This window comes from Paracandidimonas soli (assembly GCF_004342005.1).
In the GTDB taxonomy this organism is placed as follows: Bacteria; Pseudomonadota; Gammaproteobacteria; order Burkholderiales; family Burkholderiaceae_B; genus Paracandidimonas; species Paracandidimonas soli.
Genome location: NZ_SMBX01000002.1, coordinates 74,415 through 96,666, shown reverse-complemented (window position 1 = coordinate 96,666; position 22,252 = coordinate 74,415). Strand labels below are relative to the sequence as shown.

General features: G+C 62.3%; 23 protein-coding genes, 1 tRNA gene and 1 pseudogene. 12 read left to right on the top strand and 13 right to left on the bottom strand.

The genetic code is table 11. The annotated features are described in order from the left end of the window. Positions 1 to 168: 168 nt before the first annotated feature. Both EV686_RS04170 and EV686_RS04165 read right to left on the bottom strand, forming a co-directional pair. Positions 169 to 2,073: pseudogene (locus EV686_RS04170) on the bottom strand (ABC transporter permease); the annotation flags it as partial. 196 nt (positions 2,074 to 2,269) lie between these two features. Further along, the gene (locus tag EV686_RS04165) at positions 2,270 to 3,445 is read right to left on the bottom strand and encodes an ABC transporter substrate-binding protein (protein ID WP_243650740.1); all 1,176 of its coding nucleotides are present in this window, start codon (positions 3,443 to 3,445) and stop codon (positions 2,270 to 2,272) included. Between the two features lie 328 nt (positions 3,446 to 3,773). Here EV686_RS04165 and EV686_RS04160 point away from each other — a divergent pair, with 328 nt between their 5' ends. From EV686_RS04160 to EV686_RS04150, 3 genes are all read left to right on the top strand, one after another. Further along, positions 3,774 to 5,366 (top strand): TerC family protein, encoded by a 1,593-nt coding sequence (locus EV686_RS04160; RefSeq protein ID WP_132473865.1) that lies wholly within the window; start codon positions 3,774 to 3,776, stop codon positions 5,364 to 5,366. A gap of 171 nt (positions 5,367 to 5,537) precedes the next feature. Further along, the gene (locus tag EV686_RS04155) at positions 5,538 to 5,843 is read left to right on the top strand and encodes a type II toxin-antitoxin system RelE/ParE family toxin (RefSeq protein ID WP_132473863.1); all 306 of its coding nucleotides are present in this window, start codon (positions 5,538 to 5,540) and stop codon (positions 5,841 to 5,843) included. Beyond that, on the top strand, positions 5,840 to 6,133 hold the full coding sequence (locus EV686_RS04150; RefSeq protein WP_132473861.1) for an addiction module antidote protein: 294 nt from the start codon (positions 5,840 to 5,842) through the stop codon (positions 6,131 to 6,133). The genes EV686_RS04155 and EV686_RS04150 overlap by 4 nt, the downstream gene beginning before the upstream one ends. Positions 6,134 to 6,206: 73 nt before the next feature. On the opposite strand, the gene EV686_RS04145 is transcribed toward EV686_RS04150, so the two are convergent. The 3 genes from EV686_RS04145 to EV686_RS04135 all read right to left on the bottom strand — a co-directional run bounded on the left by EV686_RS04145 (position 6,207) and on the right by EV686_RS04135 (position 8,430). Continuing rightward, positions 6,207 to 6,283, bottom strand: a tRNA-Pro gene (locus EV686_RS04145). Positions 6,284 to 6,467: 184 nt separating this feature from the next. Beyond that, positions 6,468 to 7,433 (bottom strand): Bug family tripartite tricarboxylate transporter substrate binding protein, encoded by a 966-nt coding sequence (locus EV686_RS04140; RefSeq protein WP_165972492.1) that lies wholly within the window; start codon positions 7,431 to 7,433, stop codon positions 6,468 to 6,470. A gap of 70 nt (positions 7,434 to 7,503) precedes the next feature. After that, positions 7,504 to 8,430, bottom strand: a complete 927-nt coding sequence (locus tag EV686_RS04135) for a dihydrodipicolinate synthase family protein (protein ID WP_132473857.1) — start codon at positions 8,428 to 8,430, stop codon at positions 7,504 to 7,506. A 148-nt stretch (positions 8,431 to 8,578) separates the two neighbouring features. Here EV686_RS04135 and EV686_RS04130 point away from each other — a divergent pair, with 148 nt between their 5' ends. Next, positions 8,579 to 9,358, top strand: coding sequence for an IclR family transcriptional regulator (locus EV686_RS04130; protein WP_165972491.1), 780 nt, complete (start codon positions 8,579 to 8,581; stop codon positions 9,356 to 9,358). Positions 9,359 to 9,421: 63 nt separating this feature from the next. Here the strand turns inward: EV686_RS04130 and EV686_RS04125 are convergent, their stop codons facing one another. Next, positions 9,422 to 10,318, bottom strand: a complete 897-nt coding sequence (locus EV686_RS04125; protein ID WP_132473853.1) for a LysR family transcriptional regulator ArgP — start codon at positions 10,316 to 10,318, stop codon at positions 9,422 to 9,424. A 203-nt stretch (positions 10,319 to 10,521) separates the two neighbouring features. Between EV686_RS04125 and EV686_RS04120 the strand changes: the two genes are divergently transcribed. Then, positions 10,522 to 11,160, top strand: coding sequence for a LysE/ArgO family amino acid transporter (locus tag EV686_RS04120; RefSeq protein WP_132473851.1), 639 nt, complete (start codon positions 10,522 to 10,524; stop codon positions 11,158 to 11,160). 59 nt (positions 11,161 to 11,219) lie between these two features. Here the strand turns inward: EV686_RS04120 and EV686_RS04115 are convergent, their stop codons facing one another. Both EV686_RS04115 and EV686_RS04110 read right to left on the bottom strand, forming a co-directional pair. Then, positions 11,220 to 12,176 (bottom strand): SPFH domain-containing protein, encoded by a 957-nt coding sequence (locus EV686_RS04115; protein WP_132473849.1) that lies wholly within the window; start codon positions 12,174 to 12,176, stop codon positions 11,220 to 11,222. 102 nt (positions 12,177 to 12,278) lie between these two features. Further along, positions 12,279 to 12,716: an NfeD family protein gene (locus EV686_RS04110; RefSeq protein WP_132473847.1), complete on the bottom strand. Its 438-nt coding sequence runs from the start codon at positions 12,714 to 12,716 to the stop codon at positions 12,279 to 12,281. A 307-nt stretch (positions 12,717 to 13,023) separates the two neighbouring features. Here EV686_RS04110 and bioB point away from each other — a divergent pair, with 307 nt between their 5' ends. After that, positions 13,024 to 14,031 carry a biotin synthase BioB gene (gene bioB / locus EV686_RS04105; protein ID WP_132473845.1) on the top strand — a complete coding sequence of 336 codons (1,008 nt, stop codon included), beginning with the start codon at positions 13,024 to 13,026 and terminating at the stop codon, positions 14,029 to 14,031. Positions 14,032 to 14,052: 21 nt separating this feature from the next. After that, a complete protein-coding gene (locus EV686_RS04100; RefSeq protein ID WP_132473843.1) occupies positions 14,053 to 14,913 on the top strand; it encodes an EamA/RhaT family transporter in 861 nt (286 codons plus the stop codon). Here the strand turns inward: EV686_RS04100 and EV686_RS04095 are convergent. Then, a complete protein-coding gene (locus EV686_RS04095; protein ID WP_132473841.1) occupies positions 14,845 to 16,257 on the bottom strand; it encodes an MFS transporter in 1,413 nt (470 codons plus the stop codon). The two genes, EV686_RS04100 and EV686_RS04095, sit on opposite strands and share 69 nt — an antisense overlap. A gap of 130 nt (positions 16,258 to 16,387) precedes the next feature. Here EV686_RS04095 and moaC point away from each other — a divergent pair, with 130 nt between their 5' ends. From moaC to EV686_RS04070, 5 genes are read left to right on the top strand one after another with little or no spacing between them, the layout of a single operon-like run. Continuing rightward, positions 16,388 to 16,882, top strand: a complete 495-nt coding sequence (gene moaC / locus EV686_RS04090) for a cyclic pyranopterin monophosphate synthase MoaC (protein ID WP_132473839.1) — start codon at positions 16,388 to 16,390, stop codon at positions 16,880 to 16,882. Further along, a complete protein-coding gene (locus EV686_RS04085; RefSeq protein ID WP_132473837.1) occupies positions 16,863 to 17,114 on the top strand; it encodes a MoaD/ThiS family protein in 252 nt (83 codons plus the stop codon). The genes moaC and EV686_RS04085 overlap by 20 nt, the downstream gene beginning before the upstream one ends. Positions 17,115 to 17,118: 4 nt before the next feature. Further along, positions 17,119 to 17,595, top strand: coding sequence for a molybdenum cofactor biosynthesis protein MoaE (locus EV686_RS04080; protein ID WP_132473835.1), 477 nt, complete (start codon positions 17,119 to 17,121; stop codon positions 17,593 to 17,595). Continuing rightward, positions 17,592 to 18,104, top strand: coding sequence for a molybdopterin-binding protein (locus EV686_RS04075; RefSeq protein WP_132473833.1), 513 nt, complete (start codon positions 17,592 to 17,594; stop codon positions 18,102 to 18,104). The genes EV686_RS04080 and EV686_RS04075 overlap by 4 nt, the downstream gene beginning before the upstream one ends. 6 nt (positions 18,105 to 18,110) lie before the next feature. Next, positions 18,111 to 19,319: a molybdopterin molybdotransferase MoeA gene (locus EV686_RS04070; protein ID WP_132473831.1), complete on the top strand. Its 1,209-nt coding sequence runs from the start codon at positions 18,111 to 18,113 to the stop codon at positions 19,317 to 19,319. Here EV686_RS04070 and mobA read toward each other — a convergent pair. From mobA to EV686_RS04050, 4 genes are all read right to left on the bottom strand, one after another. Continuing rightward, positions 19,292 to 19,960, bottom strand: a complete 669-nt coding sequence (gene mobA, locus EV686_RS04065) for a molybdenum cofactor guanylyltransferase (RefSeq protein WP_132473829.1) — start codon at positions 19,958 to 19,960, stop codon at positions 19,292 to 19,294. The two genes, EV686_RS04070 and mobA, sit on opposite strands and share 28 nt — an antisense overlap. A gap of 5 nt (positions 19,961 to 19,965) precedes the next feature. Then, positions 19,966 to 21,057 (bottom strand): GTP 3',8-cyclase MoaA, encoded by a 1,092-nt coding sequence (moaA, locus tag EV686_RS04060; protein WP_132473827.1) that lies wholly within the window; start codon positions 21,055 to 21,057, stop codon positions 19,966 to 19,968. Between the two features lie 156 nt (positions 21,058 to 21,213). After that, positions 21,214 to 21,675, bottom strand: coding sequence for a universal stress protein (locus tag EV686_RS04055; protein ID WP_132473825.1), 462 nt, complete (start codon positions 21,673 to 21,675; stop codon positions 21,214 to 21,216). Between the two features lie 127 nt (positions 21,676 to 21,802). Then, on the bottom strand, positions 21,803 to 22,153 hold the full coding sequence (locus EV686_RS04050; RefSeq protein ID WP_132473823.1) for a protein tyrosine phosphatase family protein: 351 nt from the start codon (positions 22,151 to 22,153) through the stop codon (positions 21,803 to 21,805). Positions 22,154 to 22,252: the final 99 nt, after the last annotated feature.

Here is a 22,252-nt window from a genome sequence, read left to right as displayed (position 1 = left end):
CAGCAAAGGCTCTCCCGAGGACGCGGATCCGCCGCTGTGCGCGGGACTTGGGGCAGGCATCGCCGCCGTGCCGCCGTCCGTGCGCGCCGCTCCGGGCAGACCGTCCATGGCCTGGGCCAGTTCCTTCCACGGATCCTGCTCATGCAAGGGCTTGCCTCCTTCGGATATTTTGCCCGTCCGAAGACTGCGCCGCTTTCCGCGGGCCTTGTCCCGCAATAGCTGGATCGCCCCCGCCAGCCCCGAAGGAAACAGCAGCACGAGCATCAGGATCACAAGACCGAACAAGGCCCTCCAGTATTCCGTCGCGCCGACGAACCAGTCCTGCAGCAGCGTGAAGGCCGTCGCGCCCAGCACAGGACCGGCCATTGCCTGGATCCCGCCAAGCAGCACCATCACCAGGGCATCGACCGACTTGGCCACTGAAATGACTTCCGGAGAGGCCCCGCCCTTGGCGAACACGAACAGTACTCCCGCAAGACCGGCGAACAGGCCCGCCACGCTGAACGCCGCCCACTGCACCGAGCGCACCGGGATGCCGCAGGCATCGGCGCGCATGGCTGAGTCCCGGCTGGCCCGCAAGGCATGACCGAACGGCGAGAACTGCATCCGCCGCAACATCCATGCCCCCGCGACGACGACAGCCAACACCAGGTAGAAGAACCGGTCGCCGGACAGCCACTGCGCCGGCCAGATGCCGATGATGCCGTTGGAGCCCCCCGTCAGGCCGTCCCACTGGAAAATGATGGACCAGACGATCTGCGCGAACGCCAGCGTCAGCATGGCCAGGTAGACTCCCGACAGCCGCACGCAGAACCAGCCGAAGACGATGGCGGCCAGCAGCACCAGCACCGGCGCGCCCAGCATGGCCGCCGGCATGGACCATCCCGCCAGCTTGAACAACAGCGCGGCCGCATAGGCGCCCAGCCCGAAATAGGCCGCGTGCCCGAAAGACACCATGCCGCCGGGCCCCATCATGAAATGCAGGCTCGCGGCGAACAGGACCGTCATGAGGATATCCTGGATCAGAATCGGCGCGTAAGGCAGGCTTGAGGACAACAGCGGCGTCAAGGCCAGCGCCGCCAGCAATAGCAGCCAGACCCGGCGCTCGCCAGCCGAACTCTGCGCCAGGGGGGCTTCCACGGCGGACTGGTGCCGCAGTTGCGCCAGAGGCTTGCCCAGCAATCCCCAGGGGCGGAACACCAGCACCAGCGCCATGCAGATGAATTCGACGGCCAGCGTCAGCTTGGGAAAGGCGAATTCGAATCCGCCGATGGACACCACGCCCAGCGCAATGCACAGCGCCTTGACCTGGGCAATCAGCAAGGCGGCAAGATAGGCGCCAGGAATGGATCCCATGCCGCCGACCACCACGACCACGAAGACATCGCCGATGATGCTCAGATCCAGGGCCAGCGCGGCCGGCTGGCGCGGTATCTGCAACGCGCCGCCCAGGGCCGCCAGGAATGCGCCCAGCGCAAAGACGCTGGTGAACAGCCAGGCCTGGTTCACGCCGAGGGCGCCCAGCATTTCGCGGTCCTGCGTGGCGGCGCGGATCAGCGCGCCCCAGCGCGTGCGCGTCAACAGCAGCCACAGCGCCAGCAGGACCAGCGGCCCGATGGCGACCAGCAACAGGTCATAGACGGGAACATAGCGGCCGAACAGTTCCACCGCGCCATCCAGCCCCGGCGCCAGGGGGCCCAGCAGATCGTCCGGCCCCCACAGCCACAGCGCGGCATCGTTGAATATGAGCACCAGCGCGAAGGTCGCCAGCAGCTGGAACATTTCCGGCGCGCGATAGATGCGGCGCAGCAGCAGCACTTCGATCAACAGGCCCAGCATGGCGATGAGCAAGGCCGCGCACAGCAGCGCCGTCCAGAAGCCCAGCGCCGAATCCCCCCAGCGCTCCACCAGGCTGTAGGCCACGTACAGCCCCAGCATGTACAGCGAACCGTGCGCGAAGTTCACGATGCGCGTCACGCCGAAGATCAGCGACAGGCCCGCCGCGACGAGAAATAGCGACGAGGCCTCCGCCAGGCCGTTGATGAACTGGACGAACAGGCCCGACAGCGTCATGCGCCCGGCCCCGAATAGAAACTGCACCGCTCGGCCTCGCCGTGAGCGGCGAGGCCTGCGCTTCGATCCATGGTGAAGAACTCCGGCCCAAGGGCCGGAGCATCTCCGCCACAATACGGGGGCGCCTTCGGCACCGCATGGGTACTGCCTCGCTCGACCTCGGCCTGAAGGCCGAGTCCTGCACTCCGGCGCGTGGTCACTGCGCGTCCGCCGGGCGCAGCTTGCGCACCAGTTCGTCGTCGGGCTGTACGGTCGCGCCGTCCACGTAGCGGACATCCGTCATCACGCCCTTGCCGTTTTCGATGGCCAGCGTGCCCACGTGCGCACCCATGGTCGACTGGTGATCCAGCCCGCGGTAGGTGATGGGCCCGACCGGCGTGTCCAGCGTCAGATCCTTGAAAGCGGCGATCAGCGCCTCGGTATCGGTGGAGCCCGCCTTTTCAATACCGGCCGCCAGCGACAGGATGGCGTTGTAGCCGATCAGCGTCCCCAGGCGGGGATAATCATTGAACCGATCCTGGTAGGCCTTCAGGAAGCGGTTGTGCTCCGGCGTGTCGATGGCATACCACGGATACCCTGTCACCACCCAGCCCACCGGCGTTTCGCGACCCAGCGGATCCAGGTATTCCGGCTCACCCGTCAGCATGCTGACGACCGGCAGGTCCTTCAGGAAACGGCGCTGATTGGCGGCGCGCACGAACTTGGCCAGATCGGTGGCAAACAGCACGTTGAACATGGCGTCGGGCTTGGCGTCCGCCAGCGCCTGCACCACATTGCCGGCATCGATGCGGCCCAGCGGCGTAGCCTGCTCGACCACGAACTCCACGTCCGGCTGCGCCTCTTTCAACAGGCGCTTGAACGTGGCGACCGCCGACTGTCCGTATTCATAGTTGGGATAGACGATGGCCCAGCGCTTGCGGTTCATCTGCACAGCGGCGGGGATCAGCATGGACACCTGCATGTAGGTGGAATTGCGCAGGCGGTAGGTATAGCGGTTGCCCTGCTCCCAGACCATCTTGTCGGTCAGCGGTTCGCTGGCCAGGAAGAAGCGCTTGCGCTGCTTGGCGAAATCCGACACGGCCAGCCCGATATGCGACAGGAAGGTGCCGGTCAGCACGTCCACGCGGTCGCGCGTGATCAATTCCTCGGCCGTGCGCACGGCATCGCCCGGATTGGAGTTGTCGTCCCTGACGATCAGTTCCAGCTTCTTGCCGTTGACTCCGCCAGCCGCATTGATCTGCTCCACGGCCAGATCCATGCCCTTTTTGTACGGCTCCAGGAACGCGGGCTGCGTCTTGTAGCTGTTCAGTTCGCCGATGCGGATGACATCACTGGCAGCAGCCGCCTGGAAGGAGACTGCCGCCGCAGCCATGTACAGTATTTTTCCCAACCGCTGACGATACATATCGGTTCCTTTTGCCCCGAAGGACTCCGTTCATGGACGCACATCCGCGCCCGAATAATTATACTCATTTTGAGCATTTTATGGTCCAATAAAACACGGAAGCAACAGTGGAACACATTGCATCCGTGTGACAACGGTTCAAATCCTACCGCCGCTGTTTTTTCAGGTCAAGAAAAATATTGCCTTGGGCAGTTGCCTCCGGCGGCAAAAATCCATATGACCATATTGCGCCGCAATACTTTTGTTTTCGTCTCAAATCCTTATAATCGGACTTTTAATTCACGGATAGTCCCTCATGGAGTTCCTCCTGGATCCGGCCATATGGCTAGGTCTCATCACCCTGGTACTGCTTGAAATCGTACTGGGGATCGACAACCTGATCTTCATTGCCATTCTGGCAGACAAGCTCCCACCCTCACAGCGCGACCGCGCGCGTATCATCGGCCTGTCGCTCGCCCTGGTCATGCGCCTTGGCCTGCTGACCGCCATTTCCTGGATGTTCAAGCTCACGGAGCCGCTGTTCACCGTATGGGACTCCAGCTTCTCGGGACGCGACCTCATCATGATCCTGGGCGGTTTCTTCCTGGTGTTCAAGGGCACCATGGAAATGCACGAGCGGGTCGAAGGAAAGACACACTCAATCTCCGGTCCGCGCGTCTACGCCAGCTTCTGGGTCATCGTCACGCAGATCGTCGTGCTCGATGCCGTGTTTTCGCTCGACGCGGTGATCACCGCCGTCGGCATGGTCGATCACCTGCCCGTGATGATGGCTGCCGTCATTATCGCCATCGGCATCATGCTGGTGGCGTCCAAGCCGCTGTCTCGTTTCGTCAGCGCCCACCCGACCGTCATCGTGCTGTGCCTGGGCTTCCTGCTGATGATCGGTTTCGCCCTGGTGGCCGAAGGCTTCGGCTTCAAGGTGCCCAAGGGCTACTTGTACGCGGCCATCGGCTTCTCGGTCATGATCGAGACGCTGAACCAGCTCGCCCGCCGCAACATGCTGACGGCCGAAGCCCACAAGCCCATGCGCGAGCGCACCGCCGAAGGCATCCTGCGCATGCTGGGCAAGCGCCCCGCATCCGACGAGCCCGTCTCCGAAATCGTCGCGCTTCCTCCGGGCGGCGAGCTGCCTTTCGGCGTGGAAGAGCGCAACATGGTCAGCGGCGTGCTGAGGCTGGCCGAGCGCAGCGTGCATTCCATCATGACGCCCCGCACGGACATCAGCTGGATCAACCTGGACGACGGTCCCGAGGCCATCCGCGAGACACTGACAGTCACGCCGCACGGCTTCTATCCGGTCTGTCGCGGATCCCTGGATGAAATCGTCGGCATCGGCCGCGCCAAGGACATGATCGCCGACCTGCTCCAGCGCGGCAAGGTTAACGAAAAGCAGTTGCGTCCCGCCATCATCGTCCATGAAACCATCGGCATCCTGGACCTGATGGAAACGCTCAAGGGCGCGCGCGGCCAGCTGGTCATCGTCATCAACGAATTCGGCGCGGTGGAAGGCCTGGTCACGCCGATCGACGTCTTCGAAGCCATCGCCGGCGACTTCCCCGACGAGGACGAAACCCCGGACATCACGCCGGACGGCGAAAACAGCTGGATGGTCGATGGCGGCACCGACCTGCACCAGCTGGAGCAGACGCTGGACATCAGCGGCCTCAGCGACGAGGACGATGAATTCAGTACGCTGGCAGGCTACCTGCTGCAGGAATTCGGACGCCTGCCCGCGGTCGGCGACGAATACACCCTGCAGCGGCCCAATGTGCAACTGCACTTCGTGGTGCAGGCGCTGGAGGGCCGGAGGATCAGCCAGGTGCGCATCACCCGGCATATCGTCGACCCCAATGCTTCCGAGCCGCAGGAGGATGCCGGGGAGGAGTGATCGACATTGAGTGCGGAAAGAAACCAGAAACGGAGGCGGCAATCCGACTGCACCCGTTCTGGTCCCGCAACTCACCGAAATCGAGGACAAGCCGCTCCCCTATAGTAGAGAAGTGCTTCCAAGACGATTTTCTATTGACCGAATCGTATCCAAATGGATACAATCACCCACATGAACACAATCAACCGAACCGATTTGTTCACTGCATGGCTTGCAGGACTGAAAGACTTGAAGGCCAAAGCAAGGATCGTGATCCGCATCAGGCAAGTCAGCCTGGGAAACTTCGGTGATGTGAAACCCGTCGGAGAAGGTGTGTGGGAAATGCGCGTCCACTTCGGACCCGGCTATCGGCTCTATTACGCACGTGAGGGCCGAGTGGTCTACCTGCTTCTCAACGGTGGCGACAAATCTACACAGAAGCAGGACATCAAGACTGCTATCGCCATGTGGAAGAAAATCCAAGAGGAACAATCATGAGCACCATCAAACTAGCCCCCTTCGATGCTGCCGAATACCTCGACAGCGAAGAAGCTATCGCAGAATATCTCTCCGCAGCTCTGGAAGAGGATGACCCCGCCCTTTTTCTGGCAGCGCTTGCTGATGTAGCCAAGGCACGGGGCATGACCAAAATGGCAAAAGACGCTGGCGTTGGCAGGGAAAGCCTTTACAAAGCCTTGGCGCCTGGCGCCAAGCCTCGCTATGACACCGTACTGAAGCTGGCTCGGGCGGCAGGAGTAAAGCTCACCGTAGAGCCTATCCATGCCTGACATCCAATTACCGATGCTTCATCGCAAAAGAAAAACACGGCGCTGCAAAAACCTTGCAAAGCCGCGTGAACATTGGTCGGGACGGTAGGATTCGAACCTACGACCCTCTGGTCCCAAACCAGATGCGCTACCAGACTGCGCTACGCCCCGACTGTCTCGCCTCATGTTACGCCGCAGAAAGGCGGCGAGGCAAAGAGGCGCAATTGTACACGAATACGTTCCGTGTGAGGAATTGCACTTTGTGAACACCGCCGAACGAGCAGTTTTGCCGGATGATTGCAAAGCCGCTTTGTTTTCCAAAAGCCGCGACATCCATCACTGCATCGGCCCAGCCTTATTGCGCCTTGATGTCATTGGCGGCAACCACCCTCCGCCATTTCTCGATTTCATCATCGATCAGGCTTCCCAGCGCCTCCGGAGAACTGCCCCCCAGCTCCGCCCCAAGAATGGAAAGCCGCTGGCGCAGCGCCGGATCCTTCATGACCTTTACGATCGCGCTGTTCAGGCGCTGCAGGACATCCTTGGGCAGGTCCGCCGGGCCGATGAAACCGAACCAGGCGGTAATGTCGAAACCCGGCACCCCGCTTTCCGCGATGCTGGGCACGCCCGGCAACGCCGGATGGCTGGTTGGCGTGCTGACCGCCAGGATGCGCACCTTGCCGCTCTGGACATAAGGATCGAGGGGTGGCGCGCCGCTGCAAAGCACGGATGCCCGGCCGGCCGCCAGATCGGTCGCGGCTGGCGCCCCGCCCTTGTACGGGACATGGGCCATGTCCAGCTTCGCCATATCGACCAGCATGGCGCCGCACAGATGCTGGATCGAGCCATTGCCCGCCGAGGCGTAGTTCAGCTTGCCCGGATTGGCCTTCGCTTTCTCGATCAGGTCCGACACCGAAGCGATGCCCTGCCCGGCATTGGCGGCCAGTACCAGCGGATAGGTTGCAATCAGGCTGATGGGCGTAAAGTCCTCGGGCGTCTTGTAGGGAAGCGATGACTGCAGGCTTGGATTGATGGTGAAATCCGGCGTCGCCAGCATGATGGTGTAGCCGTCCGCCGGCGCCCTGGCCAGCGTGCTCGTCCCGATGATGGTGCTGGCGCCGCCGCGGTTTTCGACCACGACTGGCTGCCCCAGCTCGTCTCCGAGCTTTTCGGCGATGACCCGGCCCACGACATCCGTCGTTCCGCCGGCGCCGAAAGGAATGATCATTTTGATGGGCTGGTCCGGATAAGCCGCCATGGCGGGCGAACCGCCAAGGCACAACGAAGCAGCCATGCATACGGTGGATAGCATTTTTTTCATGAAAGTCTCCTCAACATGAACGGCCTTGAGCTCCGGCATGGAGGCGCCGGACACTCTAGGCCAACCCGACTCAGTTCGCGGATACCAGCTTGTCTTCCCCCAACAGCTCTGCCAGCGCCATGCGCGCGTTGCGCCGCTGCTCCGCCGATGCGGGCGCGAGCGGCGAACGCGGCCCTCCGACCGGAATGCCTTGCAGCGACAGCACATGCTTCGTTACCGCCAGCCTGTTGTCGCCCGAAATGGCGTTCCAGACCTTCAGCAGGCGATTGTGCAGCTCGCGCGCGCGCTCGTGCTCTCCCTGCTGGACCAGATTCCACATTTCCACGCAGGGCCCCGGCATGGCAGCCAGGATCTGCGATATCGAGCCATGCGCCCCCAGCGCCAGCGTCGGATACAGCAATGCATCGATGGCGGCATAGATGCGCATATGGGGATCCGCCATCAACAGCAGGTCGGCCATCGACTTGACATCGCTCGCGCTTTGCTTGACGCCGAAAATTCCCGGCACTTCCCGCATGAGCCTCAACAGCAGGTTCACCGAAAGATAGTTCCAGGGGATGACGTTATAGATGATGATCGGAATGTCCACCGCTTCGCGAATGGCGGAAAAGTGCCGGATCATGGAATCATCGTCGTTCCTGTAGATATAGTGCACGGGCGTTATCTGCAAGGCGGATACGCCCAGGTCCGACACGGCCCTGGCTTTCTGGATGGCTTCCCGCGTGCTGTTGGCAATGATCCCGGCAATGACGGGCACGCGCCCATCGACCTCTTCGCAAGTGACGCCGATGACCTGCCGCGCTTCATCGATAGACAAGGTATTGCCCTCGCCCGCGCTGCCGCCGGGGACCAGGCCATGCACGCCCTGGGCCAGCATATAGCGGACCTCTTCGCGCAGAACCGGCTCCACGATGTCTTCCTTTTCGTCGAAAGGCGTCAGCAGAGGCGGCAGAATGCCGATGATATCCTGCGGCGAAAAGCGCTTTTGATTCTCCATACCCGTATTCCTCGCAACAATGATGGTTTGATCGAAAAAAGCGGCCCACAGCCAACAGGCCACTTGCTTTGTTCACATATATAAACTATAGTTTATGAACATAAACATTCTAGGCCTGTTTTCCCAGGTCCGCAATGGACGTCTTTTCATGAATGACCATGTCAAATCCGCGACTCGCGTTCTCGATCTTCTGGAACTGTTCTCCGCCGCCACCGAGCCAATGGGCGTGACGGAGGTAGCCAGGAAACTGGATATCCCCAAAAGCAGCGCGCAAGCCTTGCTGCTGACCCTGACCGGCCGGGGCTATCTGCTGCGCGATGAAAACGGCTACACGCTGCCGCCGGAGCTGCGAGGAGGATGGGTGGGGGGGCTGCGCACCAGGCTGCTGGGCATCGCCGCGCCGATTCTGTCCAGGATGGCGCAGGAAAGCCTGGAATCGGCATTCATCGGCTCGCTGACGGGAGAAGGCAATGTGCAGTATCTGGCGAAGGCCGTCAGCCCCAAGGAAGTCCGGTACGACGCATCGCTGGACCATCCCAGGCCGCTGCATTGCACATCGATGGGGCTGGCCATCATGGCGCATTCGCCCGAACACGATCTGAAGCGATGGCTGCAGCCGCATCGCCTGGTCAAAGTCACCTCGCGCACGCAGACCGATCCCGAAGCCATCCGGCAATGGCTGGCAAAGATACGCAAGGACGGCTATGCCGAAGTCATGGATGCCAATGTGGAAGGCGCGTCGGGCGCGTCGGCGCCTATCTTCGGCACCGACGGCAGAGTCATTGCCGCCCTCAATCTGGGCGCTCCCACATGGCGCTACGAACAGGACCGCCGTCTGCTGATCGAAATCGTCTGCCGCGAGGCCGCCAGCATCACTCGTGTCTTGTCGGGAAACGATATCGAAGGCGGCAAAGCGCCAGGCAATTGAACGCTCCGCGCCCGCGGCAAGCGCTTCAAAGAACCGTGCACGGCATGGGCTCGCGTTTCTTCTTCAGCGCCCTTTTACAAGCCCCTTCGCCGCTTCCAGCACCGCCTCCGTCAACTGATCCATTGCCGCCGAGTTGACGCGCCAGTGCTGCCAGTATAGAGGGACGTCCTCCCAAGCCCGGGAACGCAGCAGGACCACTCGCCCGCTGTCCAGGTATTCCTGCACCAGAGGCAGCGGATTCATCGTCCAGCCGATGCCGCCCAGCGTGGCCTGGACGAACGCGCGGGAAGACGGCACCCACCATACGGGCGGCTTCCACGGAGCGTTGCGCATGATCCTGCGGGCAAAGTTGGCCTGCATGGCGTCCTTGCGGCTGAAGACCAGCACAGGCGCGACGGCCAGTGTGCGCGCATTGACGCCGCCATTGAAATAGCGCGCATGGAAATCCGGCGAGCAGCAGGCGACGTAGCGCATGCGCCCGAGCGAATAGGCACGACAGCCCTGGACCGGCTCGCTTCTGGATGTGACGGCCCCCAGCACCGCGCCATTGCGCAACAGCGTGTCGGTATGGTCCTGGTCCTCGGAATACATCTCCAGCGTGGCGGAAGCGCGGCTGGAAAACAGCTGGGCCGCTTTCATGAACCAGGTTTCCAGACTGTCGTGATTGACCGCCACGGAAATGCAGGCGCCCTCCGCCTCGTCCCCCAGGCCCAGACGATTCAAGGCGTCGTGCTCCAGCAGCGCCGTCTGCTCGGCCAGGTGGACCAGCACCTGACCGTCCTCGGTCGCAGCCGCTGGCACGGTGCGCCGGACCAGCAGGCGGCCCATGCGTTCCTCCAGTGCTTTCACGCGCTGCGACACCGCGGAAGGCGTGACATTGAGCACAGCCGCCGCGCGCTCGAAGCTGCCTTCCCGCACGACTGCGGCCAGCGCCTTGAGGTTTCCGTGGTCTATCTTCATATATTTAGCTTTTCTTCATATAGTTAAGATTAATTAGCTTTATTTTATATGCCGTATCCACAAAAATATGGCCTTGGCTGCGGTTTTTGCAACAGTTCCCTCATTCGGACAGCGTCACGCAGCCCCTTCCACCTTGTACCCGGCATCCATCGCTGCTGAAAACGCGGCGCGGGGGCTTTTGTACTCTTTAATCGGACGATCACATGTTTCCGCTGATTCTTTCTCCTTCCATGGCGTCCGCATGGGCGAGCGGCATCGCGACCGGCCTGGGCCTGTTCGCCGTCGTCGGGGCGCAAAGCGCCTTCATCCTGCGCCAGGGGCTCATGCGCTCCCACCTGTTCAGCATTCTTGCCGTCTGCGCGCTGATCGACGCGATCTTCATCTTCGGCAGCGTGCTTGGCCTGCAGGCAATCACCCGCCTGGCTCCCTGGCTGACCGGATTCGTGCTCTGGTTCGGGGTCGCCTTCCTGAGCTGGTATGCATTTCAGTCCGCCCGCCGGGCATTGCGCACGCCCAGCGCGATATCGCCGGACTCAAGCCGGGCCTTGTCCTCGCGCCGCGCCGCGCTGCTGGGAGCCATAGGGTTCAGCCTGCTCAATCCGCATTTCTGGCTCGACATGATGGTAGTGGGTTCGCTGGCGCAGAGCTTTGCGGACGCGCGCCTGGCCTTCGCCCTGGGAACCGTGATGGCCAGCCTGGTCTGGCTGCTGGTGCTGGGAGCCGGCTCGCGCATGCTTGCACCGCTGTTTTCCAATCCTCGCGCATGGCGGGTGCTGGACGGTCTCATCGCGCTCGTCATGGCCGCGCTGGCGCTGACATTGGCATTTGGCGGGATTGGATAAAAAAATCGGGCAAGGCCGCATGACGCATGCCTTGCCCGAACCAGATTTCCAGCGTCCGATTACGGGCGCTGCGCGCTTCCTTCCTTGTCCTTGACCGACTTGACCACAGTCATGGCCGAGGCGATCAGGCTGCCGACATCCCCAAGGTTTGCGGGCAGGATCAGGGTATTGCCCTTCTTGGCCACCTCGCTGAAGGCTTCCACATAACGCTCGGCCACCTGCAGATTGACTGCTTCGATGCCGCCGTTCTGCACGATGGAAGACCCCACTTTCTGGATGGACATGGCCGTGGCATCGGCGATTTCGCGGATGGCCGTCGCCTGGCCCTGGGCCTGGTTGATCTGCGCCTGCTTTTCCCCCTCGGAGCGGGCAATGGCAGCCTCGCGCTCACCAGTGGCGATGTTGATCTGTTCCTGCCTGCGCCCTTCCGACGCGGCGATCAATGCGCGCTTCTCGCGCTCCGCCGTGATCTGGGCCTGCATGGCGCGCAGGATCTCGTTGGGCGGGGTCAGGTCCTTGATCTCGTAGCGCAGCACTTTCACGCCCCAGTTCAGCGCCGCCTCGTCCAGCGCGGCGATGACGGCCGCATTGATCATGTCGCGCTCTTCGAAGGTCTTGTCCAGCTCCATCTTGCCGATGGCCGAGCGCAGCGCCGTCTGCGCCAGCTGCGTCACCGCATTGATGTAGTTGGACGATCCGTAGGACGCCATCCTGGGATCGGTCACCTGGAAATACAGGATGCCGTCGACCTGCAATTGCGTGTTGTCGCGCGTGATGCAGACCTGGCTCGGCACGTCCAGCGGAATTTCCTTCAGGCTGTGCTTGTATGCGACGCGGTCGATGAACGGAATGATGAACCCAGGCCCGGCCTGAAGAACCCGGTCGAACTTGCCCAGGCGTTCGATCACCCAGGCGCTTTGCTGCGGAACGATGCAGATGGACTTGAACAGCACCAGCACCGCGAGAAATCCGAGCACCAGCAAGGTGACTGTAGCGGAATCATAGAAATAGAACATGGATACATCTCCCTGAAAATCAAATGGCACAGGGCGAACGCCCCAGCCTGCGCCAGCTTTCGCCCACGCCATGCGCCGGCGGAAAATCCCGCATCCGGCGCGTCATCGTGCATTGGCGGACGTGTTGTCCGCCTGCGGGTACGCGACGATGAGCACGGTCCCACGCACCTCGACGATGCGGTAGCGACCCGGCTTGAGAGGCTCCGGGGATCCGTCCAGCATCACGTCCCAGCCCGAGCCCCGATAGCTGGCGCGATTGCCCTCTTCCTTGACTTCGACCAGCTTGCCTACGTCCGGCGAATTGAGGCTGTTGTCCTCGCGAAAACGCTTGCGCTTGCGCGAACGCATATAAACCACAAGGCCGATGAGCACGATCACGCTGAACATCAGCAGCTGGATGGAAAACGGCAGCTCCGGCCTGAAGAACAGCACGAGCCCGGGCAGGAGCATTCCCAGGCTGACGAACAGCAGGAATATCGTGCCCGACAGCAATTCGGCGACCAGCACGAGCAGTGCCAATCCCAGCCAGATCCAGGCCATATCTCACCCCTTCTTCAAAAAGCCCGACGTCCATCGATGCGCCCGACGCGGCATATAGTAAATCACTTGTGACAGGCGTCGGGCCAGATTGGATTGTTTCATTTTGATGCAATTTCGCGCCCTGGGCGCATTCTCGCGAAGAGCATCCGACTTCACAAACGATAAACCAAAAATACAGGAAATTGAAAGATTATTGTAGAAAAATAAAGGAATATAAAAACATTTGGATATTGCCACGGGGAAAATCCGTATCTACCATTCGCGGCTTGATCACTCATGCAACCGTCCCGCATCAAGGAAACCGCGCATGTCCGCTTTACTGGAAATTCCCGTTCAACGCCCCCGTTCCGGCACGGTACAGGCCGGCGCCTCTTCCCGCTGGACAGTCAGCAAGCTGCTGGCGCTGTATGCCCTGCCGTTCAACGACCTGCTCCATCAAGCACAGACCGTCCACCGTCAGCACCACGATCCGAACACGATCCAGCTCTCCAGCCTGCTGTCCATCAAAACCGGCGGCTGTTCCGAAGACTGCGCCTATTGCCCGCAATCCTCTGCTTACGATACCGGCATGGAAAAGGAAGCTCTCCTGCCCATCGAAGACGTGCTGGAAGCCGCTCGCCAGGCAAAGGAGCGAGGCGCGGAGCGCTTCTGCATGGGAGCCGCCTGGCGCTCTCCCACGGCAAGACAGCTGGACTCCGTGATGGAGATGGTGCGCGCCGTCAAGGCGATGGGCATGGAAACCTGTGTCACCCTCGGCATGCTGAAGGACGGCCAGGCGGAAGCGCTGCGCGACGCCGGACTGGACTACTACAACCACAACCTGGACACATCTCCGGAATTCTACGGAACCATCATCTCCACCCGGACCTACCAGGACCGCCTTGACACCCTGGAACGCGTGCGTAATGCCGGCCTGAACGTCTGCTGCGGCGGCATCGTCGGCCTGGGCGAATCGCGCCGCGAGCGCGCTGGCCTGATCTCGCAGCTGGCCAACCTCGACCCCTATCCCGAATCCGTCCCCATCAACAACCTGGTCAAGGTCGCAGGCACGCCGCTGGAGCACGCGGAAGACATCGATCCGTTCGAATTCGTGCGCACCATCGCCGTAACGCGCATCGCCATGCCCAAGGCCGTCGTTCGGCTTTCCGCCGGCCGCGAAAACATGGACGACAGCTTGCAGGCACTCTGTTTCCTGGCTGGAGCCAACTCCATTTTCTATGGCGAACGCCTGCTGACGACGGAAAACCCGCTGGAAGACAGCGACCGCCAATTGTTCGAGCGCCTGGGGCTGCGCAGCAGCGCTCATCGCCACTAACCATACCAAGAGAATCATTCCATGCTGATCCTTTTCACCAGCATCCTGTGCAGCGTCGCCGTCTCCGTACTGCTCAAGATTGCCCGCAAGCAGCAGATCGATGTGGCCCAGGCCATCGCCGTCAATTATGTCGTGGCGGCATCGCTGTGCTTTTTCATCCTGCGGCCCGATCCCGCCTCGCTGCTGGCGCCGGCCACGCCGTGGTGGATCCTGGCTGCACTGGGCTTTCTGCTGCCGTCCGTATTCCTGATCATGGCCGCCGCCGTGCGCCACGCGGGCATCGTACTCAGCGACGCGGCACAGCGGCTGTCCCTGTTCCTGCCGCTGATCGCTTCGTTCGTGATCTTCCAGGAAACCCTGACGCAATCCAAGGCCCTGGGCATAGTCACGGCGCTGGTCGCCCTGGTCTGCCTGCTGCTGCGTCCGAGGCAGAACCAGAATGCGGAGGCGGCGGCAACCCCAAGCTACACCGCCATCCTCGTCCTACTGGGCGTCTGGTTCGGCTACGGCGTGATCGACATCATGTTCAAGCAACTGGCGAAAAGCGGCGCGGCCTTCCCCAGCAGCCTGTTCACCGCCTTCGTGCTGGCTGGCATCCTGATCTTCGCCTGGCTGACGATTCGCCGCACTCAGTGGGCGCGACGCAACATCGTGGCCGGCCTGGCGCTCGGCCTGCTGAACTTCGGCAATATCTACTTCTACATCCGCGCCCACCAGGTCTTCCCGGAAAACCCGACGCTGGTGTTTTCCGCGATGAACATCGGCGTCATTTCACTGGGCACGCTGGTCGGCGCAGGCCTCTTCCGGGAAAAGCTATCCTGGGTGAACGCGCTGGGCATCGCCCTGGCCATCGGCGCCATCCTGCTGCTGATTCCCCGCTGACGGGTCCTCGCCCTCTCCTGCCGGGGGATGCTCCTCCGGCTCCTGGGAGCCGGCGTCGCCGTCCGGCGCAAGCAGCTCTTCCGGAACCGGCTCGTGCGATACATCGTGCTCCATATCGACGCGCGGATCCAGCACCGATGCAATGGGCGAGCTCTGCAAGGTATCCGGCATGGGCACGAAGCTCGTGGGAGCATCCTGGCTGAGATGGTCTCCGGAGATGTGCTGCGTGCGCACGAACACGGCAAGAACACCCGCGCACAAAGACGTGAAGATGTACAGCGCGTTGGGATTGAACTGCTGCATGAGCATGCCCGCCAGCAGCGGCCCGATACAGGCTCCCAGGCCGTACACCATCAGCAGGATGGCGCTCAGGCCAACCCGGCGGTCCGGATCGACATTGTCGTTGGCGAAGGCGGCCCCCAGAGGATAAAGCGTGAACTGCAGCACGCCCAGCATGCACGCAAGCGCGATCAGCGCCCAGAACGGCGCGCTCCACCACCCCCACAGAGGAATGGCGAGCAGGGTCAGGATGACCGCATTGATCCGTATCATGTCCGCGCGGTTGACGCGATCGGCCAGCCAGCCCATGGGCCATTGCGACACCAGGCCCGCCGCCACCGCCGAAGCCAGGAACAGCGCCACCTGCTCGCTGGAGACCTCCTGGCGCACGATGAACACGGGTGCCAGGCCGTAGAAGGCGCCGGTGATCATGCCCGCAATGAAAAGAACCGTCAGCGAGACCGGCACGCGATTGAGGTAATAGCGCACATTCAACGGCGCGGGCACTTGCAGCGCGGGGTGCAGGCGGCCGGTCAGCGCAATGGGAATGAGGCACAGCGCGGAACAGATGCCGACGAACACCAGGGGCTCGTACTCCATCTGGCCGAACAGCGGCAGCGTGAGCTGGCCCAGCACAGTGCCCAGCCCCGAGAACACCATGTAGAAGGCGAACACCTTGCCGCGCTGATGGTTTTCCGTCTGCTCGTTCAGCCAGCTTTCCAGCACCATGAGCATCGTCACCATGGCCATGCCGGCCACGAAGCGGAACAGCAGCCAGACCCACAGTTCGCTGATCAGCACCTGCAACAGCACCGTCACCGTGACGACGGCGGCGCTGGCGGCATAGGCGCGGATATGCCCGACCTTGATGATCAGCTTGTGGCCGGTGCGCGCCCCGAGCACCAGCCCGAGATAATAGACCGCCATCAGGGCGCCGACCCAGATTTCCGACACGGAGAGCGACGTCAGGTAGACGCCGACATAGGTATTGAACAGGCCCGAACCGACCAGCAACAGCAGCGTTGCCAGGTACAGGGAAAAAAACGCCAGGATCATCCGTATCACAACTGCATTCCTATGCGATTTGCGCGCGGTCATGTGCCGCAACCAAGGACTCAACAATCATACGGCAAGCCTTGGTACTATTACCATAATCATCCGTTACAGACGATGCCGCGATCACGGCAATTGCAACATGACAGAAACTTCCTCTCCCGCCGTCCTGACGCACCTCGATGCATCGGGCAATGCCCGCATGGTCGATGTGGCCGACAAGCGGAACACGCTGCGCACGGCCATCGCCAGCGCGCGCGTCCGCATGAGCCCGCAGGCCTACGGCCTGCTCAACGCCCAGGCCAACAGCAAGGGCGATGTGCTGAACACTGCGCGCATCGCCGGCATACTGGCGGCCAAGCGCTGCGCGGAGCTCATCCCTCTGTGCCACAGCCTGCCGCTGAGCTTTGCGGGGGTGGATTTCCAGCCCGACGACTACACGCACAGCATTACGGTCACCGCCACCTGCCGCACCGACTACAAGACCGGCGTCGAGATGGAGGCCATGACCGCCTGCAGCGTCGCCGCATTGACCATCTACGACATGTGCAAGGCCGCCGACAAGGGCATCGTCATCGAAACCATCAGGCTAAGCTATAAATCCGGAGGTAAAAGCGGTGAATGGCACAACCCTTGACGTACTCTATTTCGCCCGTGTCGCCGAACTGACCGGCGTGCGCGAAGAATCCTGGCCCCTGGCGGCTCCCATCGCCGCCAGCGCATGGCTGCGCGAACTGGAAGCGCGCTATCCCAGGCTGGCGCCCGTCTCGCGCCTGAAGCTGGCGGTCAACCAGCAGCACAGCCCGCACGACCGCGTGCTGCAGCCCGGCGACGAAGTCGCCGTGTTCGATCCGGTCACCGGAGGCTGACGCCATGATCCTGGTATCCCCTGCCGATTTTTCCGTGGCGGACCAGATCGCCGCGCTGCGCCAGCGCACGGCGGGCGACGCCGGCGCGCTGGTCTCCTTCACCGGCTACGTCCGCGACTACGCGCAAGGCCAGGGTACGCAAAGCCTGTACCTGGAACACTATCCCGGCATGTGCGAGAACGAAATCCTCTCCATCTGCCAGGAAGCCGCCGCCCGCTGGAGCGTATTGGACTACACCGTGGTGCATCGCGTCGGCGAACTTCCGCTGTCCGAGCAGATCGTGCTGGTGGCGGTCGCCAGCGCCCACCGGGGCGAGGCCTTCCGCGCATGCGAATACATCATCGACGCCCTCAAGACCAGGGCGCCGTTCTGGAAGCGCGAAACCCTGTCGGACGGGCAAAAGTTCTGGGTGCAGCAGCGCGAATCCGATACCGAGAAAACCGAGCAATGGCGGCATGGCGACAAAGGAGAATCCGCATGAGCAAGGCAGCCGAAACCTCCGTTGCCCTGAACATTGCCGTGCTGACCATATCCGACAGCAGGCACTCGGGCAACGACACCTCGGGCGACTATCTTGCAACCAGCGCGCAAGAAGCCGGGCACCGCTGCGTACAGCGCATGATCTGCCCGGACGACATCTACCGGATCCGCAGCGTCATCAGCCAGTGGGTCGTCGACGACGGCATCCAGGTCATCCTGAGCAACGGCAGCACCGGGCACGGGAAATCCGCCGCGCGCGCCATCGTTCCTTTGCTAGACAATCAGATCGCCGGATTCGGCGAGCTGTTCCGCCACCTTTCCTTCCTGGAAATCGGTTCCTCCAGCCTGCAATCCGACGCCTTCGCCGGCTCGGCGAACGGCACTCTCATTTTCTGCATGCCGGGATCCACCGGCGCATGCCGCACCGCATGGGAAGGCATTCTGCGCGATCAGTTGGACAGCTCCCATCGGCCATGCAACTTCGGCTCCGGCTTCCGCTCACCAAAGTAGACCAACATGCTTGATTTCGATACTGCACAGCAGCAGCTTGCCGCTGCCGGCGCCCCTTCGGGCCGCACGGAACACTGCCCCCTGCACCAGGCGCGCGGCCGCGTGCTGGCCCGCGACATCATCGCCAGCATCGACCTGCCGCCGCACGACAACAGCGCGATGGACGGCTATGCCATACGGTTCGCTGACTGGTCGCCGGATGCCCGCCTTCCCGTGCAGCAGCGCTGTTTCGCCGGCATGCAGCCGGAGCCGCTGCAGCCCGGCAAGACCATCCGCCTGTTCACCGGCAGCGTCATGCCGGAAGGCGCGGATACCGTCGTCATGCAGGAAGACTGCACAGAAGCCGATGGCGTGCTGCAGATCCACCAGGCTCCCGCCAAAGGCGCTCATGTGCGCTACCGGGGAGAAGACATGCATTCGGGCGGCAAGGTCCTGTCAGCCGGCACGCTGATCGGCCCCGCCGAGATCACCGTGCTTGCATCCCAGGGCATCGCCGAGGTCGAAGTCCACGCCCGCCTGCGCGTCGGCATCCTCACCACCGGCGATGAGCTGGTCATGCCGGGCAACAGCCTGGCTCCCTCGCAAATCTACAACTCCAATGGATTCATGCTGGCGGCGCTGGCCCAGGGGCTGGGCGCCGAGGTTTCCTGCGTGCTGCACGCGGAGGATACAGCCGAGTCCCTGGATGCGGCCTTTCGCCAACTGCTGGCCGAGTCCGACCTGGTGCTGACGGCCGGCGGCGTGTCCGTCGGCGAAAAAGACCTGGTCAAGCCCGCCATCGAGGCGCACGGCGGCACGCTTAGCCTGTGGCGCGTCAATATGAAACCGGGCAAGCCCGTTGCCCTGGCCCATATCGGCAAGACCCCCGTCGTATGCCTGCCCGGCAATCCGGTTTCCGCCTACTCGGTATTCACGCTGCTGGTGTCGCCGCTGATCCGCAACATGCAGGGCCGCGGCATCATTTATCCGCAGGTCCAGTGGGGCGTCTTCGCCAAGGACATCGTCAATAAAGACCCCAACCGCATCGAGTTCATGCGCGTGCAGGCATCGCTCAAACAAGGACAGCCCGTGCAACTGAGCGCCTATGCGCAGCAAAGCTCCGGCGTCATGAGCTCCCTCACCTGGGCCACAGGCCTTGCGCGCGTCGCCCCCGGCGCCAGCATGCCCGCGGGCTCGGCCGCTCCCTATTACCCGCTGGCGCTCTGGCTGGCCTGACCAGGCGCCCCGCCGGCCGCTTCGACATACGCCCGCAAGTCTTCCAGATCTGCGGGCGTATTCACATTCCAGACCTTGTCGTTTTCGTTACTGAAATCCACGCCGAGGCTGCGTTGCGACATCAGCCACCCATGCACCCTGCGCCCCCCCGACAGCAGATAGGCGCGCAGCGCCGGCAGGCAAGCAACATGGATGAGCATGCACAGCGGGTGGGTCCTGTCCGTCATCACGTAGGCGATGTCATGCCTGCCGTCCTGCAAGGCCTCCGCCAGGCGCGGCGCCATGCGCGGCGGCACGACGGGAGAATCCACCGGCAGCACGCACAGCCAGGGGGTGCGGATCAGCGCCAGCACGCTGGCGATACCCACCAGCGGCCCCTGGGATTCTCCATAGACTGGATCGTCCGGCACGACCGTGCCATAAGCACCGTAGACGTCCGCAAACCGGTTGGCGCTGATGTAGATATCGCCGACCCAAGGCGTGAGGTTATCTTTGCAAAAAGCGACCAGGGGACGGCCATTCAGCCTGAGCAGGCCCTTGTCCAGCACGGCGGATTCTTCGTCGCCCGCCCGCCATTGCGGCACGGGCTGCATCCGGCTGGAGCGCCCCCCCGAAAGTATCAGGCCGCTGACGCTATCCACACCGATCACCCGCCGATATAGCTCATTTCGATCTTTTGCGTCTGCGCCGTCGCCTTTCCGCGTATTTCGGAATAGCGATCGTTGCGCGGTATCCAGATGGAAGCCAGTTGCGCGGCAAGCGCCTCGTCGCTCGCGCCATTGCGCAGCAGCGTGCGCAGATCGTGGCCGCGATTGGCGAACAGGCACAGGAACAGCTTGCCTTCGGGAGACAGCCGAGCCCGCGTGCAATCGCCGCAGAAAGGATTCGTGACGCTGCTGATGATGCCGATTTCGCCTGCGCCATCCACATAGCGCCAGCGCTGCGCCACTTCGCCGCGATAGGACGACGGCACGGGCTCCAGCGGATATTCGGCATGGATGGCATCGTGGATCTCGCTACAGGACACGACCTCCCGCAGGTTCCAGCCATTGGTATTGCCGACGTCCATGAACTCAATGAAGCGCAATATATGGCCGCTGCCGCGGAAATGGCGCGCCATCGGCAGGATCTGGGCTTCGTTGAGGCCCTTGCGGACCACCATGTTGACCTTGACGGGCGCAAGACCGGCATTTGCCGCCGCCTCGATGCCTTCGAGCACGTCGTGCACGCTCGCCGAACCATCGCTCATTTGCCGGAACAAGGTATCGTCCAGCGCGTCCAGGCTTACGGTAACGCGATGCAGGCCAGCCTCTTTCAGCGCGGCGGCCTTTCGGGCCAGCATGGCGCCGTTGGTCGTCATCGCCAACTCGACCGGCTCTCCTTCGGGCGTGCGCAACTGCGCCAATTGCTCGATCAGCCGCTCCAGATGCCTGCGCATCAGGGGCTCGCCGCCCGTCAGGCGAAACTTGCGTATGCCCAGCGCCACGCCGGCGCGAGCCACGCGTGTGATTTCCTCGAAGCTGAGCAGCGAGCTCTGGGGAAGGAAAACATGTTCCTTGTCGAACACTTCGCGCGGCATGCAGTAGGAGCAGCGGAAATTGCATCGGTCCGTGACGGAGATGCGCAGGTCGCGCAGCGGCCTGCTCAGCGCATCGACCAGATGCCCCGGCTGGAAACCTTCCGCCGCCCCTCTGTTTTCCAGGGTTGCGGCCGCCTCATGAAAAATGACTCGACTCATGCCGACATGTTAACCGATGAATACCGCGATGCGTCCGGAGGGCGGCATCCAGAAAAAAACCCCGCTTCGAAGAGGCAGGGCCTTTTCTCTTTTCTTTTTGCCGCCGGACCGCCCCTAGGCAAAAAGCGCCCCCTTGGGGGGCGACAAGGGATGCGATCAGTCCTGCTCTTTGACCCTGTAGACCAGCACGGCCGTTTTCGCCAGGCTCAGCACCTTGCTGGTAACCGAACCCAGCAGCAGGCGGGAAAGACCGCTGCGGCCATGGCTGCCGATGAAGATGAGGTCGCAGTGTTCTTCTTCTCCCGCCTGGACGATGCCGTCCGCGACGTTGAAGTTGGAAACGGCGCGCCCGCTTGCCTTGACTCCGGCGGTTTCGGCGCGGTCCAGCACTGCCTGGATGTGCTTCTGCGCCTGCTCGGCCGCTTTCTTGTCGTAGTCTTCGTTGGTAATGGCATATGCGGCCGCCATGCCGTCGAAGCCCACGGTCGCGGAAAACGGCTGCGTCACGTAAAGCGCCACGACCTCTGCCCCGATGGAGCGGGCAAAACACACACCTTTGTTTGCGGCTTGCGCCGAAAGCGAAGATCCGTCGGTCGGAATAAGGATTTTCTTGAACATAGTGAGTGCTCCCCTTGTTGAATGATATTCAGCTTAACCCAACTTCCCCATCGGCAGTACTTTTGATGGGGCGTCTTTGTTGAAATAAATCAATGTCACATGCAATATGGTTCGTTACATTGCATGCCTATAGCTCGTCCAGAGCGGAGGCCGCCTGGAACAGCTGCGTGCAGCGACCGCCGGAGCGGCAATAGGCCAGGATCGGTTTCGGCATGGTCTTGAGCAACTCCGCGAAGGCAACGACATCCTCCTGGGTGATGGCTCCGCTGACGACAGGCAGATAGCTAACCGCCATTCCTTCGATCTGCGCCACGGCCATGACCTGGGCGGCAGCCGGCTGGTCCGGCCCTGCTTCATAATCGGGCCGGTTGATGATGACGCTCTTGAAGCCTGCCGCCGCGACGGCGGGCATGTCTTCCGCCGTCAGCTGCGGCGCCACTGCAAACGAATCCGTCAGCATTCTTACCGTCTGCGACATGGTGGTCTCCTTCTGATAGATAAATATAGTATGCGCTCGCCCAGTGACGCGCAAGCATGAATGAGGCCTTCATGACTCCGGCCCCAACACTCATGGCCT